This is a genomic window from Clostridium celatum DSM 1785, from assembly GCF_000320405.1.
GTDB classification, from domain to species: domain Bacteria; phylum Bacillota; class Clostridia; order Clostridiales; family Clostridiaceae; genus Clostridium; species Clostridium celatum.
This window is the reverse complement of the sequence record NZ_KB291704.1, coordinates 1-17,016: the sequence shown is the minus strand read 5'-3', so window position 1 is coordinate 17,016 and position 17,016 is coordinate 1. Positions and strand designations below refer to the sequence as shown.

Below are 17,016 nucleotides of genomic sequence, written 5' to 3'. Positions count from 1 at the left end.
GAGATAGAGATACAACAAGACCAGTTCATAGTGAAGGTCAAGGAAGAAATGGTGGTACAGATATGGATAGTAATATGTATCCAACTGTTAGCACAGTTCAAGGCAAAGCTGGAGAAGGCAAGATGCCATATGTTCTTTGTGAATATTCTCATGCTATGGGTAATGCTGTAGGTAACTTAAAAGAATACTGGGATGCTATAAGAAGTGGAAGCAATATGCTTGGAGCATTTGTTTGGGACTGGGTTGATCAATCTAGAGCTAAATCTTTAGATGATCTTCCAAAGAGCTATAGTATAACAGATAAGAGTAACCTTAAAGCAACAGGTACAGTTTATGGAAAGAATGATGTTAAGGATGCAGAAGAAGGATCTTTAACAGGAAAATCTTATGATGGTTATACAATAATGTCTAAAGATAACAATACAACTTATAATGAAGCTTTAGCATCAAAGGAATTTACTTTTGAAGTTATTGTAAAACCAAGCTCTACTGCGCAAAATAGTGTAATGATAGCAAAGGGAGATTATCAAGTTGCATTAAAGACTCAAAGTTCAGGTTCAGGTATAGAGTTCTTTATCTATAACGGTAGTAGCTGGAATGCTTGTACAGCAAATTTCCCATCAGATTGGGTTGGAAATTGGCATCAAGTAGCAGGAACTTATGATGGGCAAAATTTAAAAATATATTGTGATGGAGAGTTATTAGCTACAAAGGCTTATACTGGAGCAGTTGCATCTAGAGATGAAGCTTTAGGAATTGGTTATGATGTAACTCATGGAAGAAGCTTTGATGGAGATATGGCATTAGGTCGTATTTATACTAAGGCATTAACTGCTGATGAATTAAATGCACAAAATAGTGCTACTCCAGCAATAACAGCAGATTCAGAAGATGTATTAGCATGGGTTGATTATTCAGTAGGAATTCAAGAATTAGAAAGTCAATATTGGGATTACTATTCAACTTCTGATGAGCATCAAACTTTATATAATGAATATATGGATGGTAAATTCTTTGGATATGGTGGAGATTACGGAGATAAACCAAATTCAGGTTCTTTTTGTGTAAATGGATTAGTATCTCCAGATAGAGATGTTCAACCAGAACTTTATGAAGTTAAATATCAATATCAAAATTTCTGGTTTACAGCAGAGGAAAGTGAAATTCTTAATGGATACGTAAATATCTATAATGAAAGTAGCTTTACAAATCTAAATGAATATGATGTTACTTGGGAATTGGTAGAAGATGATAAGGTTGTCGATAGTGGTGTTATAACTGAAAGTGTTGAGCCTAGAGAAACTAAATCAGTAAAAATTCCTTATACTATGCCAACAGAAGCTAAGGCTGGTGCTGAATATTACTTAAATATTTCAGTTAAATTAAAGGAAGATACTTTATATGCTAAAGCTGGTCATGAAGTATCTTATGAGCAATTTGAAGTTCCAGCACAAGTTGCCATGGTTAAACCAGAAATAAATACTGAAATTACAGTTAATGATTCAGCTGAAGATGTAATCACAGTAGCAGGAGAAAATTTCTCATTTGAAATAGATAAATCTACTGGATTAATGGGTCAATATGTATTTAATAATGAGGTTTTAGTAGAAGAAGGACCAAAACCACATTTCTATAGAGCATGGTTAAATAACGATAGTGGTTATGATACTAACTGGAGAAATGCAACTAATAATATAGAAGTTACAGGAATAGAAACTTCTACATTAGAAGATGGTAGAACAGTAATTACTGCAAACCTTACTTTAAAGAGTGCTAACAATGCTAAAGAAACTATAGTTTACACTATCAATGGTAATGGTGAAGTTACAGTTAATATGAGTATTGATGCAGTAGGAACTGGTATGGGAAGATACCCTAAAGTAGGTTCTACAATGGTATTACCAGAAGGATATGAAAATGTAACATGGTATGGTAATGGACCAGTTGAATCTTATCAAGATAGAAATACATTTGCAACTGTTGATGTATATGGAGAATCTGTAAGTAATTTCTTCTATCCATTCTTACAAACTCAAGATACAGGTAACTTGACTGGAGTTAAGTGGATTTCTGTTGAAAATGAAAATAGTAATAATGCATTATTAGTTTCAGGTACTAATGAATTAGAAGCTAGTGCGCTTCACTTTACTGCTGAAGAACTTAATGATGCAAATCATCCATATGAATTAGATGGACCAAGAGCAGAAACTATTTTATCTATAGATTACAAGTCTCAAGGTAATGGTAATGCAAGCTGTGGACCACAAGTTTTAGAAGCTTATAAATTATATAATGATAAAGTTTATAGCTATGAATACACTATGGTTCCATATACAAAAAATCAAGATAAGATGGAATTAAGCAAAGCTTGGAGAAATATTGAAAGCTTTGATAAGGATGAATTTGATAAGCAAACAGCTCAAGCTGTAATTGATGCTATAGATAATTTATTTGTTTATTCTTACTCTCAATATGACGAAGTTATGGATTTAAAATCAACTTATGATAAGTTAAGTGATGTTCAAAAAGCATTAGTAACTAATTATAATAAGCTTACTGAAGCTATAGATAACATCAATGCCATGGAAGGACAAGACCCAGCTTATATAAGAGATTTAAGTGTGAATGAAATAAATCCAATATTAACTGCTTCATCTAAATTATATAAAGATGAAACAACAGGAGTTAAGCTTACTGGTAGATTGCAACTTAATAACAATAAGGGAACTGATGGCGAGGATGTATTTAATAGTGTATTTGCAGGAAAGAATGAATTTACTGTAGAGGCTTGGGTAAATCCAACTAGAACAGATATGACATATGATATGATTATGGGTAAAGGTGACAGTAACTTTGGATTAAGAAGTAGGGGAGGTTCTAATGGAAATATATCTTTAGACTTCTTTATTAAAGCTACTGATGGTAATTGGTATACAATTGAAAAATCAATAAATGTTGGAGATGATTGGGTTGGAAATTGGCAACAAATCACTGCAACTTATACAGGAAGTCAATTAAAGCTTTATTTAAATGGTGAATTATTAGCTACTTCTAACGATTCAAGTACTGGTGGATTAGCTACTAATAATCAATCATTATGGCTTGGATATTGTCCTGAAACTGGTAGAACTAGTTCTTATGAAATAGGTGCTGCAAGAGTTTATTCTAGAGCGTTAACAGATGCAGAAGTAATGGCTCAAAAGAATGGATTTACAGGAGATGGTGAATATTCAGTACAACCAACAGATACTTCTGTAGCTATGTGGTTAGACATGGAAAACCTTGTTACTCCAATGTCTACAGTTGATAAAGCTGAATTAATTAATATTTATGAAGCTGTTAAGGGGTATACAAGTGAAGGTTATACATCAGAAAGCTTTGCTAAATTTACAGAAGCATTAAATAATGCTAAAGCTGTAATTGATAATGTAGATGCAACTACTGAAGAGGTAGATAGTGCTGTAAAGGCTCTTAATGAAGCTATAGATGGGCTTGAAACTACAGTTAGTAAGGAAGGGTTAGAAGCTGTTATTAATACTGCTAAAGACAAGCTTAATAATTCATCTAACTTAACTGGTACTTCAATTGCATCATTACAAGCAGCTATTGCTGAAGGTGAAGCAGTCTTAAATAATAATACTGCAACTGAAGCTGAAGTTGAAGAAGCAATAGCAAAATTATTAAATGTCTTAAATAACCTTGATACTATTATTAATAAGGGTTCATTACAAGTATTAATAAATAGTGCAGAAACTAATTATAGTGCAGCTATTTATACTCCAGCATCTTATGAAGTGTTAACTAATGCTATAAATGAAGCTAAGAAAGTTGTAGCTTTAGAAAATCCAGCAGAAGATGTTGTAATTGCAAGCTATAATAGCTTATTAGATGCTATAGGTAATTTAGTAGTAAGAGCAAATACTGTAGCTTTAAGTGATGCTATAGATAGAGCTAAAGTAATTTTAGACAATATAGATAACTATGATTCTGCAACAGTAGCAGGTCTTGGAGATATAGTTGCAAATGCTGAAAAAGTATTAAATAATGCAAATGCAACTCAAGATGAAGTAAATGAAGAAACTACTAAGGTTAATATAGCAATTGCACAAGCTCAATTAAAACCAAGTAAAGCTGGATTAATTGAAAGAATTGAGTATGTTAAATCTAAAGATTTAAGTTTATATACTAATGTAACAGTGAATAGATTACAAAAGGTATTAAAGGTAGCTGAAGAAGTTGTTGCTGATACTAATGCAACTAGTAAGATCATTGAAAATGCAACAAAAGAGCTTAACAATGCAATAACTGGATTAAAGCTTAAGATTGATAAGGCTGCATTGAAGGAAGTTATAGATTATGCTAATTATCAAGTATCTATGGGAGCTTTAGAAGATGTAGTTCCAGTTGTTAAGAAAGAATTTAATGAGGCATTAGAACAAGCAAATATTGTTTATGATAATGTAAATGCTACAGGTTCTGATATTGACTTAGCTTATAAGAAACTTCTTAATGCTATATGGATGTTAGAATTTAAGGCTGGAAATAAAGAAGAACTTCAAAAGCTTGTTGATATAGCAGAAGTTTTAGATCAAAAGGAATATAGTGAAGAATCTTGGGCTAATTTAGTTATTGCAGTTTCAGACGCTAAGAATGTAATAGCTAATGAAAATGCACTTCAAGATGAAGTTGATGAAGCTGTTGAAGCATTAAAAGAAGCTATAGCAAACTTAGAAAAGATTGCTGTTAATAAGGATGCTTTAAATAGTCTTATAAATTCAGTTAAAGATAAGAAGGAAGAAGATTATATAGTTTCAACTTGGAATGTATTTGCTGAAGCATTAAAAAATGCAAATAAAGTAGTGGCTAATGATAAAGCAACTCAAGAAGAAGTAGACGAAGCATATAATAGCTTATTAAGAGCTTACCTAAAATTAAGACTTACTCCTGATAAATCTAAATTAGAAGATTTAGTAGGAAGAGCTGAAGGTATTGATTTAGCACTTTATACTGAAGAATCAGCAAGTATATTAAGAACTGCCTTAGCTGATGCAAGTGCAGTATTAAAGAGCAATGATGCATCTAAGGAAGATGTAGAAAAATCAATGAAAGCTTTAGAAACAGCCTTAAATAGTTTATCAGAAAAGAATGAAAGCAATAATGGTTCTGGAAGTAGTGGAGCAGGAACTAATAATGGTTCAGGAAATACTACTGCAGGAACTGGAAATAATAGTGGTTCAAGCAATCAAACTGCTTCAAATAATGTAGCTAGTAGCTCAAGTAGTTCAAGTACAAGTAAAACAGGAAGCCTACCAAAAACAGGTGGAGCTAATGGATTAATGACTGCACTACTTGGAATAACTACAGCTATAGGTGGAATACTATCCCTAAAGAAGAGAAAGTAGCAATTAGTTAAGACTACGAAAAATAAATTATTAAGTTTTCGAGAAGTATTGCAATTTCACCTTGAATTTATATTATTTTCTATGGTTTATTGCAAATATTCTCTACAATTTAACAAATCATATTAAATATGATTTATTAAAAATAATAAGATGTTGAAAAGTGATGACGTTTCTTATAGTTATGTCATCACTTTTTATTTTAAACATTATGAGAAAATGCTTAAATTGTGAGAATGGATTTTTTATTAGCTATTAGATATTAAATAAATCCAAAGTGTAAAATATTTTAATGGGGGAAAATATATGAAAAATATTTTCTGAAAACTATTGCAATAAAAATATTTTCATGATATTATAACGGTGAAAATAATTTTAATAACTTTTTTAAATAGGGTTTTAAAAAAAGGGGAGGTAGAAATAATGTTTAAACAATTACAAAAAATCGGTAAGTCATTTATGTTACCAATAGCTATTTTACCAGCTGCAGGTCTTCTGCTTGGTATAGGTGGAGCGTTATCAAATCCTAATACAATCAATGCATATCCATTTTTAAATATTGCATGGTTACAAGGAATATTCTCAGTAATGTCTTCAGCTGGTGATATTGTATTTGCAAATTTAGCATTAATTATATGCGTAGGTTTAGCTGTTGGACTAGCTAAAAAAGATAAAGGTACTGCAGGTTTAGCAGCTTTAGTTGCATTCTTAGTTATGAATGCTTCAATAAAAGGTATGATAGGTGCATTTAACCCAACAGTTGAATCAATAGATACAGGTGTTGTTGGAGCAATTGCAATTTCTACTTTAGTTTCTTTCTTACATAATAGATATAACAATATTAAATTACCATCATTCTTAGGATTCTTTGGTGGTTCAAGATTTGTTCCAATTATATCTTCATTAGCAGCTATATTTGTTGGAACAATATTCTTCTTAATTTGGCCAACATTCCAAGGTTGGTTAGTAAAAGCAGGTACTTCTATTGCTAATATGGGAGTAGTAGGTACTTTCTTATATGGAACACTTTTAAGATTAACAGGTGCAGTTGGATTACATCACATGATTTACCCATTATTCTGGTATTCAGAATTAGGCGGTGTTGCTCAAGTTGCAGGTCAAACTGTAGTTGGTGCTCAAAATATATTCTTTGCACAGCTTGCAGATCCTAATCATGTAGGTTTGTTTACAGAAGGAACTAGATTCTTTGCAGGTAGATTTGCAACAATGATGTTTGGTCTACCAGGAGCTTGTTTAGCAATGTATCATTGTGTTCCTAAGAAGAGAAGAGCGTTAGTATCTGGATTATTCATCAGTGTCGCATTAACTTCATTCTTAACAGGAATTACAGAACCAATCGAGTTTATGTTCTTATTCGTAGCGCCTTGGTTATATGTAGTACATGCTGTATTCGATGGATTATCTTTCTTAGTTGCAGATATATTAAATGTATCTATAGGGAATACATTCTCAGGTGGATTAATAGACTTTACTTTATTCGGTGTTCTTCAAGGAAATGAAAAAACTAATTGGATTTATGTGTTAATAATTGGAGTAATTTGGTTTGCTTTATACTACTTTACATTTAGATTCTTAATAACTAAGTTTAATGTTATGACACCAGGACGTGAAGAAGAAGGTGCAGAAGTTAAAGTTATATCTAAGGAATCAATGAATGATGTGGCTGGAGAAATAATAGTTGCACTTGGTGGACAAGAAAATATAGAAGATGTAGATGCTTGTATTACTAGATTAAGAGTAGCAGTTAAAGATATTAATAAAGTTGATAAAGACAAAATCAAAAATTTAGGAGCTACAGCAGTTCTTGAAGTTAAGGGTGGAATCCAAGCTATATTTGGAGCTATGGCAGACCCATTAAAACAAAAGATAAATGAAATATTAGGAAATGAATAATTAAAAGGGGTGTAGTAATGAATAAAGGATTAATTGTATCATGTCAGGCATTAGAAAATGAACCATTACATAGTTCATTTATAATGGGCAAAATGGCATTAGCAGCAAAAGAGGGTGGAGCAGTTGGAATAAGAGCAAACTCTGTTGAAGATATAACTGCCATAAAGGGAGAAGTAGATTTACCTATAATAGGTATAATTAAAAAGGATTATCCAGGTTTAGTTCCATATATTACACCAACAATGAAAGAAGTAGATGAACTTGTAAATGCAAAAGTTGATGTTATAGCATTAGATGCTACAATAAATCAAGATGTTGAGTTTATAAAAGCTGTCATGGAAAAGTATCCAAACCAAAAGTTTATGGCAGATATATCAACAGTTGAAGAAGGCTTAAGAGCTGAAAAATTAGGGTTTGATTACATTGGAACAACACTAGTTGGATATACTGAACAATCAAAGGGGATTAACAACTTTGAAGTTTTAGATGAATTAATTAGACAATGCACAAAGCCAGTAATTGCAGAAGGAAACTTTGATACTCCAGAAAAGGCAAGAAAAGCTATGGAGAATGGAGCATATGCAGTAGTAGTAGGGGGAGCTATAACAAGGCCTCAACTTATAACTAAAAAATTTAATGATGAAGTTTTAAAAGCTATATAGAGATATTATGAAATTACCTCCGGGGTCATTCCAATATATGGATTGACCCCGGAGGCTTTGCTATTGTATAAATTTAATTGTAAAAGGTATTGGTTTAGAGATAAAAGGTATAGTATTATATTGATAGAGTAGATTATTTAAATAGGGGTTTTTTATGGATATTTTGCGTGAAATTCAAAAATTATATAGTACATTTTCCTTAAAGGAAAAGAATATAGCTGATTATATAATGAACAAGTCAGAAGAAATTAAAAATATAAATATTGTTGATTTTGCTAAGCTGGTTGATGCTTCTAGTGCAACTATAACAAGATTCTCAAAGAAGATTGGCTGTGAAAGCTTTGTGGATATGAAAATGAAGTTGAATTCTGTTAAGCATATTGAAAAGATAAGTGATGAAGAGGATGAAGGAATATTTTCATATGTATATAATTATTATAATGAAGTTATTCAGAGAACAAAGTATTTAATAGATAAAGAATCTATTTTAAAGCTTGTTAATGATATAAAAAAAGCTAAAAAAATATACATATATGGAGTGGGTAGTTCTGGTTTTACAGCAAATGAGATGATGCAAAGGCTCCTTAGAATGGGATTCAATGTTCAGGGAATAACTGATTCTCATATGATGATTATAAATAGTTCCATAGTTTCAGCTGATGATTTAGTAATAGGAATTTCTATATCAGGGGAAACTATAGAAGTTATAAAGGCATTAAGTATATGCAATAAAAATAATGCAAAAATATATTCTATTACAAGTATAGAAAATAGCTCTATAACAAAGTATTCTGATAAAAATTTATTAGTCTATAATTCTAGCTTTGTTGATAAGGGTAGCTTTATCAACACACAATTTTCTGTTATGTACCTTGTAGATTTAATATCTATGGTGTTATTAAAAGATACAGAGTTAAGTAGCAAAATGCAAATAACTATAAATGCTATAACATAATATAAATTATAAGACAACAGTTATGAGAAACCTACTTGAACAAAAAGTTCAAGTAGGTTTTTTATTATCTTAATTTATTTTTGATGTCGACACTGTATCATTAATTACAACTCAATATTATTTAAAAAGAGGTAGTATATTATAGTATGCGGAATCATTACTTAAAGCTAAAGAATTAGGGGGAGAACCTATTAAGTTTATTGGAGAAGCTAATGCTGGTTGGTATCGTCCAGATAAAACTTCAGAAGCATTATCATTAAAAGTTTATAGCTTAAGACTAATTGCAAGAGTACGTGAGGTTAATGTTTCTGATATACATACTAATATGCAAGGAATAGAAGTTAGTGGAAAAACATAATATATTCAAAGGGAAAATCTGAATATAATAGTTAAAATGTTGATTTAACTAAATACTTTGATACTAATAATATTGGTGAAAGAAAAATACAAGTATCATATATTCAAGGAAATAAGATTTATGAATCAGACTTTACAATTAATATATCTGAAACACCTGAAAATTTAATTGATAAAGAAAAGTTAGGAAGTTTGATTGAGGTAAATGAATCAAGGGACTTAAAAAATTATACAAGAAATTCAAGTGAGTATTTTTAAAATGCATTATCATATGCAAAGGATGTATTTTTATATTTATTTTATTAGTAATATTATTAACAACTTATGTTTTTGCTAGTTTTGTTTTTATGAAGATTAGAGGTTAATTTTTAGTTAGTGAAGAATTTTAAATTAGAACTAAATCGCTAAAAGCGACGGCTGGGTTTAGTGATTAATTAAAAGTTTATATGGAAAAAATAAGAAGTGAAGTTTCTTTCTCAAGGAAGCTTCACTTCTCACATTTTACACACCTTTAAGGAGTGATAAAATGTATCAAAAAATAGACAAAATGGTTAAAGATTTAGAACTACGTGGACGAAGTGCTTCAACTATAAAAAATATGGTATACACTTTGAAGAGTTTTTCTAAATTCTATAACCAGCCACCTGAACTACTAGGTGAACAGCATATTATCAACTATTTAGATTATTGCATAAATGAGAAGAATTTATGCAATAATCTAAATAGTATAAATTCTATGTCGAAATTTTTTATGTTGTGACATTAGAAAGACAATGGAGTGATTTAAGAATTCCTAGAATTAGGTGTCGTAGGAATTTACCAGCCTATTTAACTAAGGAGGAAGTTAAACTTATTATTGATAATGCTACTTATTTAAAACATAAAGCAATATTGTCAACTATATATTCCGCAGGCTTACGAGTAAGCGAAGTAATAAACCTAAGATTATCTGACATAATGAGTAAAGAAATGAAAATTAGGGTTAGAGCTGGAAAAGGAAATAAAGAGAGATATACTCTATTGTCGCAAAAAAACTTAGAATTATTAAGGTTATATTGGAGAGAATTTGGACATAAAAACTATAATTCAGAAGAATATTTATTCACATCTAGATGGAGTGGTGAATCGTTAACTAACAGAGGTATTCAATCAGCTATGTTAGCTGCAACTAAAAGAGCAGGTATAACTAAAAAGGCTACTCCACATACTTTAAGACATTCATTTGCAACACATTTAATGAATGATGGTGTAGAGTTGGTTGTTATCCAAGCGTTGTTAGGACATTCTAATTTAAAGACAACATCTATATATCTTCATGTTAAGGATTATACTGTATTAAATGTAGTTAGCCCATTCGATAAGCTATGAGTTCATTACAAGAGATAATGTCTGTTCATGGAGAAGATTATATTAGAAGCAAAAGATTACCTTCTAATATAATAAGAGCTCTATCTTCTATTCAATATTGCAAAACAGCTTCGCTTGGCGGGCATATTTATTAATACTTTTTAATCAAAAGGAACTATATTCAATATTATTTAGTTGTGTATCCGAGACTTTGCTAGAACTAGCAAAGGATAAAAAATACTTAAATGCAGATATAGGATTTACAACAGTATTACACATATGGGGTCAAAACCTAATGAATCATCCACATATACATTGTATAGTTCCAGGTGGTGGATTAAGTCTAGATAAAAGTAAATGGATAAAATCTAAGCAAAAGTTTTTTATTCCAGTAAAAGTATTATCAAGAAAATTTAGAGTTAAATTTCTATATTATTTAAATAAACTTTATCTAGATAATAAATTAGTATTTCTAGAAAGTGTCAGTGAGTTAAGCGCTAGAAATATCTTTAATGAATTTAAGGATTCATTGTATAAGAAAGAATGGATTGTTTACAGCAAAGCTCCTTTCAAAAGTGCAGCCTATGTAGTTCAATATCTTGGTAGATATACACATAGAGTTGCTATATCAGATAATAGAATAATTAAGGTTGATAATAAAAATGTAGTATTTAAATGGAGAGATTACAAAGATAAAAATAAAGAGAAAATAATGACTTTAAAAGCTGATGAATTTATCAGAAGATTTACTATGCATATCTTACCCGATAAATTTGTTAAGATTAGACACTATGGGATATTAGGAAATAGAAATAAGAAATTAAAGTTTAAGCGATGTCTTGAGATATTTAGGGTAAAACCTAGAGATGACGAAAAACTATCGTCAGCGGAGCTATTCTTTAAATTAATAGGAATTAAAATAGGAATGTGTAAAATTTGTGAGAAGGGAAATTTAATAGAAAAAGGAGTTTTAATGCCTCGAAGCTATTCACCGCCTTAAATAAGACAAAATTGAATATTAGCTTGATAATGGGGAGGGGGAAAGTGTATCCTTAAATAAGGACATATATGTAATGAGATTAGGTTAAAGTATATTTTTAGAACTATAGCTCATTAAATTAGGTTTTTAATTTAATTTTGAAGTTTTTGAATCCCCATACGGGGGCGGATGCTTTTAGCGACTTCGTTCTATACATTGATTGCAATATTGAGGTGCATAAATTAAGTCTAGTTAATATTTAACTTTTAGTTATTAACTTAATTTATGTGCTATTTTTAACTCTCAACATCGCAATCAACCTAACTCATATAGAAAACTAAAGTCCAGCAAAGTTATTGCTGGACTTTGTAAATACTATATATTACTCATATATAGTATTTAAAGATTGAATTTTTATTATATTTTTTAAATTTACTACTGATAAACATGTCCCACATTTAATGTATGATTTTAATGTAAACTTAAATATGTTTTTTAGTTTGAAAAATTTATTTAAGTTTATAGTTGATTCCATCATCAGTTAATTCATAACTAAAGTCCAATTTATCTAGTAGTTCTGTTATAGTTGAAATAAAGATTTCATCAGCTTTGTTTGAAATATCTATTTGTTCATTGTATGTTTTTAGAATGTTACTATTAATTTCAGTATTATTAAAAATTAATTTTCCTATAGTAATAGCTGAATCTTTATATGTATTAGCTAATTTTATTAGCTCTTCAAAGTTATCATTAATATTATTTGGTAGTTCCTCTAAGAATAATTCTAATTTATTAAGCTTGTTTAAGGGTTCACTTAATTTAGATAATGCACTGCCAGAAAAATCATTTTTATTTGGATAGATAATACAGTATTACCAATATTATGATTAAGAGCTTCTACCTCATATAGATATTCAAGTGCACCATTAACGTTATTTAAGAGTGTTGTTTTGTAATTATATTCTTCTGAATTATTTAGCGAAGAATATGAATCATTATTTGATTGTGCATATGTTAAATCAACTGAAAGATTTTTAAATGCAAAAAATATACCTATGAGAATAGATAGATTAGTTACAATAAGAATAATAAGAAAAATCTTTAAAACTTTCCTCATAAGTTTGTTTGTTTTATTCATAAATATTACCCCCTACCATATATGTAAATGATATCATAAAATTATATTAAATTAAATTAGTTACATAAAATTACATAGAAAAATATATAGGAAGTTAAGAAATAGCATTTAATGATTGCTATTCTATTGATCATAAAGAAAGGAAAGTTCGTGTTTGAACTTCCCTTTTTATGCATAGTAATTAATATCAAAAACTTAATAAAAAATAATATTATAATTTATAAATTACTTTTACAACTAATGAGATGATTCAATAAGGTCAGGAAAAATATAAAAAGTTAAATATATTTGTATATGATACAAATATTGAAGCGAATATCTAAAAATATATTTTTCTTTAGAAAAAGGGGCAGATAGATTTGAAAGTAAATAATATATTAATTGTTAGCTTGAATATTAATTTTGTAGCCCCAATTATTAAGTTTCTTATTGTTTACATTAAGTACCTCATTATGAAACTCTGTAAAACCATTTTTCTTATAGAAGTTGCAATTACTCTCAGAATTTGTAATCAGTGTAAGCAGTCCTCCGCCATGTTGAGAGATATATGGAATAACTCCATCTTGCAACATTTTGCTACCTAATCCTTGATTTTTGAATTCATTTGCAACGACTAAGGATGTCAAATACCATGAGTCTTCTGAGATACTATGGCAAGCTGCACTGGATTCATTATACATTTTTAGCCAACCTAGCGTATTTTTTATTCCTCCGGCAAGAAATACATTTAGCCCTCCTGCACAAAGATAATTCCATATAGTTGGTTCAGGTTCATTTGGGGATTTAAGTATTGCGATAGAGACAATTTTATCATCTTTTAAGCTAACTAAAATGGTTTGTTGTTTATAGCATGTTTTAACACAAACTTTTTGAATTTCTTTTAAAAATTTAAAGCGTCTTTTTTTATCTTCCACAAATATTTCATAAAATGAGTATCCATTATATGAATCTGTAATTAAATCTATACATTTAGAAATTTCTTCTTTCTTTATTGTACGGTATATAATCATAATTTCTTCTCCATCAACTTAATTTATATAAGAATGAATTAATAATTATTATTCTTTACAAGTATATTGTGATTTACAGAAATTTATTAATATATAAATTATCATAAAGTTAATTATTATTAAGATAATATTCGATTATATTTTTTACTTTAGGAATTGGTATTGTACTTCCACCTCTGTCTTTAACATCTTCAATCATCATTGCAACGGAGATTTTTGATGTAGTAGTATCAACAGCAACAAACCATCCATTTTCAGTACCATTTTCATCGTCTTGAGATGCTTTAATTTCTGCAGTTCCTGTTTTTGCTGCTAGATTAATTCCAGGAATTTTAGCACTATTAGCAGGCCCATCATCATCATTTACAGTAGCTGAAAAATCTTCTATTAATACTGGAATATTTTCAGGGTTTATAGCTTTTTCTTTCCAAATAGAAGCTTCTTTATCATTATTAATCACTAATCTAGGAGTCATAATATTTCCTTCATTAGCTAATGAACTATAAGCTAATGCAATATTTAAAGGAGTAACCATTAATTCACCTTGACCATATCCAGTATCAGCTAATAATATTTCACCATTTAGTTCTCCACTATTACTTATGCTAGATTGAGCAAGTGGATAATCAAAAGGAATTTCTTCACCAATACCAAATTTCTTTATACCTTCAATTAGTTTTTTACTTCCAATTTTTAAAGCAACTTGTCCAAAATAAATGTTATCTGAAAACTTAGCAGCTTCTCTAAGAGTCATAGGACTATCTAGAGTAACTACTCTTGTAATTTTATAAGTTCCCCAGCTTTCATCCTTTTGCCAAGCAGAACCTTGAATATCAAATTTTTCATCTGCTGTTATAGCACCAGTATTTAATCCAACTGCACCAGTAATAAGCTTCATTGTTGAGCCAGGAGAGTAGATGTTACTAAATCTATTAACTTGATCAGTATAATTAGTATTTTCCCATTCTTCAGCTTTTGTTTTTGTTACATATGTCATAAAAGTATTAGAATCATATGATGGAGCGCTTACCAAAGCTAATACCTCACCAGTTTTAGGATCAACTGCAGTTACTGTACCTTTTTCATTATTTAATTCAGAATAAGCTTTATTTTGTAAGTCAAAATCAATAGCAAGCTTAATGTCATTTCCATCTATAGCATCTTTCTTAGCTATTGTTAAATGTTCACCATTTCTGTCTAAGTAAATTTCACATCCATCATAACCTCGTAAAGTATCTTCATAAACTTGTTCTAAACCAGCTTTTCCAATTAAGCTTAATTCAGTATAGCCTTTGTCCATATTTTCTTCTAACTCTTCAGAAGTTATGTTACCTATATAACCAATCAATCTTCCAAATGCATTACCACCATAATAAACTCTTGAAGATTTTTTATTTACTACTATACCTTCAGTATCTCTATTAAGTAGAGAAGTTAGTTTTTCATCAGTTGAAAGTATATCAACAATTGGAACGAAATATTCAGGATTGGAATTTTCATTTAATTTATTTATAATTGTTTCTTTGTTTATATCTAGGGTGTTTGCTAGTTCTTCGATTTTTGAATCTTTATTTTCTAAATCAAAAATAGCAGGGTATATACCAATTACACTAATTTCACCATCTTCAGCTAAAATCTTATCATTTCTATCTAGGATTTTACCTCTTTTAGCTTCATAATCTTCAATTAATACTTTATCCTCAGAAGTCATATTAGGGAATATTAAGCTTTCATCCCAGTCTATTTTATATTCATCATCTTCCTTATAAATATTTAATTTGTATGTATCAAAGCTTAACTCACCAGCAATAGTATTGCCTTTTAAAGTAAAAGGAACAGTAACAAAGTTTTCATTTTCAATTAATTCTCCATTGATTTCAATGTTTAAATCAGCCATTTCCATAGCAGAATAGATGTTAGAATATCTAGTTGTAAATGTATCTTCATCAATATAGTTTTTAGATTCAGAATTTAACATTTCATACATAGCTGAAAAGTCGTTTTGTAACCAATATTCTTTATAAGTTTCAAAGGTTTCTGCATATTTACTTTGAGATGAGCAACCAATAAAAAATATTCCACTAGTAATAGCTAGTAATAAAATAATGTGTTTAAAAATTCTCATACTTACCTCCAAAATTTGTTATTTTTAAACATATTATAACATTTAACAAGATAATATTAAATAAAGTTGCTTGTAAAAAGAAATAATTATATTACCAATTTAAAAATGTCAAATTGATTAAATAATGTAGCATAGGGTAAGTATATTAAGTGGAGTATTTGCTTATGTTATAATATTTTTATAAGTAAAAAATAATTTTTAATAAATAAGAGGTTAAGTATGGATATTGCACAATTAGAACCTGAAAAAATTAAGGATTTACCTCACATGGAAGTAGGGCATATGTTACTTTTTAAAAGTAAAGAAAGTTCTATAGAAGGACCTGTTTTTTATATAAAAGAAGATATATCAAAGGTAAGTAAAACTTTACCTAAAATAAGTATTCAGCTTAAAGACATAGTTATAAATTGGGGATATTCTAGTCCATTAATGCTTATGGTTAAATTGAATAATGATGATAATTTAATTTATGGACAATGGTTTAATAAGTATAATAATACAGATAGGGAATTATTTAAGGAAATATTATTTCAAGATAAATTAAATTTTTGTATTGTAGATAGATATAATAATTGTAAAATAAGATTTAAATATACTAATATATATAAAAAGGCTATTTGGGGATATTTTAAGATTAATGAAAATGATAGAAAATGGTCACAAAAGATGTATGAGAGTGACATAATTGCTATTACAGAAACACTTGAAAGTAAGGCTCAACTATTTAATTTATAAATATGTATAGTCTAATCATAATTTTATAGAGTTTATAATGAAGAATTTGTATTAAAGATAAAATAAAGAAGGCATGGACAACAAAGCCATGCCTTTTCTTATAAAGTTATTTTAATTTAGGTATAAAATAAATAGGTTATTTTTTATTTTTATGAAGTGTAAATAGGTAACTTGGTTTAGATAATTTATTTTTTCTTTCTTGATATTAATGCACCGGCAGCTGCTACTAATGTACCAAAGATCCCTACAGCTGCAGCAGGAGTACCACCTGTGTTAGGTAACTTACCACTGTTTGGTTTAGTTGTTGTGTTTCCAGAGTTGTTATTTCCAGAATTGTTATTTCCAGAATTATTATTTCCAGCGTTGTTTGAATCATCTTCAGTTTCTGAGTTGTC

11 protein-coding genes and 1 pseudogene are annotated in these 17,016 nt (G+C 29.2%); 8 read left to right on the top strand and 4 right to left on the bottom strand.

Features of this window, described 5'->3' with window-relative positions; all coding sequences use genetic code 11:
- The 7 genes and pseudogenes from HMPREF0216_RS14095 to HMPREF0216_RS14065 form a co-directional block, all read left to right on the top strand.
- A partial coding sequence (locus HMPREF0216_RS14095) for a beta-galactosidase small subunit-related protein (protein WP_005215599.1) occupies nucleotides 1-5,402 on the top strand: 5,402 nt, incomplete at its 5' end.
- Between the two features lie 420 nt (nucleotides 5,403-5,822).
- Nucleotides 5,823-7,313, top strand: coding sequence for a PTS transporter subunit EIIC (locus tag HMPREF0216_RS14090; protein ID WP_040420068.1), 1,491 nt, complete (start codon nucleotides 5,823-5,825; stop codon nucleotides 7,311-7,313).
- 17 nt (nucleotides 7,314-7,330) lie between these two features.
- A complete protein-coding gene (locus tag HMPREF0216_RS14085) occupies nucleotides 7,331-7,975 on the top strand; it encodes an N-acetylmannosamine-6-phosphate 2-epimerase (protein WP_005215595.1) in 645 nt (214 codons plus the stop codon).
- Nucleotides 7,976-8,129: 154 nt separating this feature from the next.
- Nucleotides 8,130-8,930: a MurR/RpiR family transcriptional regulator gene (locus tag HMPREF0216_RS14080; RefSeq protein ID WP_005215593.1), complete on the top strand. Its 801-nt coding sequence runs from the start codon at nucleotides 8,130-8,132 to the stop codon at nucleotides 8,928-8,930.
- An 883-nt stretch (nucleotides 8,931-9,813) separates the two neighbouring features.
- On the top strand, nucleotides 9,814-10,047 hold the full coding sequence (locus HMPREF0216_RS18295) for a phage integrase N-terminal SAM-like domain-containing protein (RefSeq protein ID WP_005215592.1): 234 nt from the start codon (nucleotides 9,814-9,816) through the stop codon (nucleotides 10,045-10,047).
- Nucleotides 10,044-10,655, top strand: coding sequence for a tyrosine-type recombinase/integrase (locus HMPREF0216_RS14070; protein ID WP_005215590.1), 612 nt, complete (start codon nucleotides 10,044-10,046; stop codon nucleotides 10,653-10,655). The genes HMPREF0216_RS18295 and HMPREF0216_RS14070 overlap by 4 nt, the downstream gene beginning before the upstream one ends.
- Nucleotides 10,652-11,634, top strand: a pseudogene (locus HMPREF0216_RS14065) (IS91 family transposase). Before HMPREF0216_RS14070 ends, HMPREF0216_RS14065 begins: the two are co-directional and overlap by 4 nt.
- Before the next feature lie 793 nt (nucleotides 11,635-12,427).
- Here the strand turns inward: HMPREF0216_RS14065 and HMPREF0216_RS14055 are convergent.
- The 3 genes from HMPREF0216_RS14055 to HMPREF0216_RS14045 form a co-directional block, all read right to left on the bottom strand.
- Complete coding sequence (locus tag HMPREF0216_RS14055) at nucleotides 12,428-12,751, bottom strand: hypothetical protein (protein ID WP_005215584.1); 324 nt, start codon at nucleotides 12,749-12,751, stop codon at nucleotides 12,428-12,430.
- Between the two features lie 377 nt (nucleotides 12,752-13,128).
- Nucleotides 13,129-13,761 carry a GNAT family N-acetyltransferase gene (locus HMPREF0216_RS14050; protein WP_005215583.1) on the bottom strand — a complete coding sequence of 211 codons (633 nt, stop codon included), beginning with the start codon at nucleotides 13,759-13,761 and terminating at the stop codon, nucleotides 13,129-13,131.
- 109 nt (nucleotides 13,762-13,870) lie between these two features.
- On the bottom strand, nucleotides 13,871-15,886 hold the full coding sequence (locus tag HMPREF0216_RS14045; protein WP_005215580.1) for a penicillin-binding transpeptidase domain-containing protein: 2,016 nt from the start codon (nucleotides 15,884-15,886) through the stop codon (nucleotides 13,871-13,873).
- Between the two features lie 219 nt (nucleotides 15,887-16,105).
- Between HMPREF0216_RS14045 and HMPREF0216_RS14040 the strand changes: the two genes are divergently transcribed.
- Entirely contained in the window at nucleotides 16,106-16,621 is a 516-nt protein-coding gene (locus tag HMPREF0216_RS14040; protein ID WP_005215579.1) for a hypothetical protein, read from the top strand.
- 185 nt (nucleotides 16,622-16,806) lie between these two features.
- Here HMPREF0216_RS14040 and HMPREF0216_RS14035 read toward each other — a convergent pair.
- Nucleotides 16,807-17,016, bottom strand: a 210-nt coding sequence (locus HMPREF0216_RS14035) for an LPXTG cell wall anchor domain-containing protein (protein ID WP_005215577.1), incomplete at its 5' end; no start/stop codon positions are given.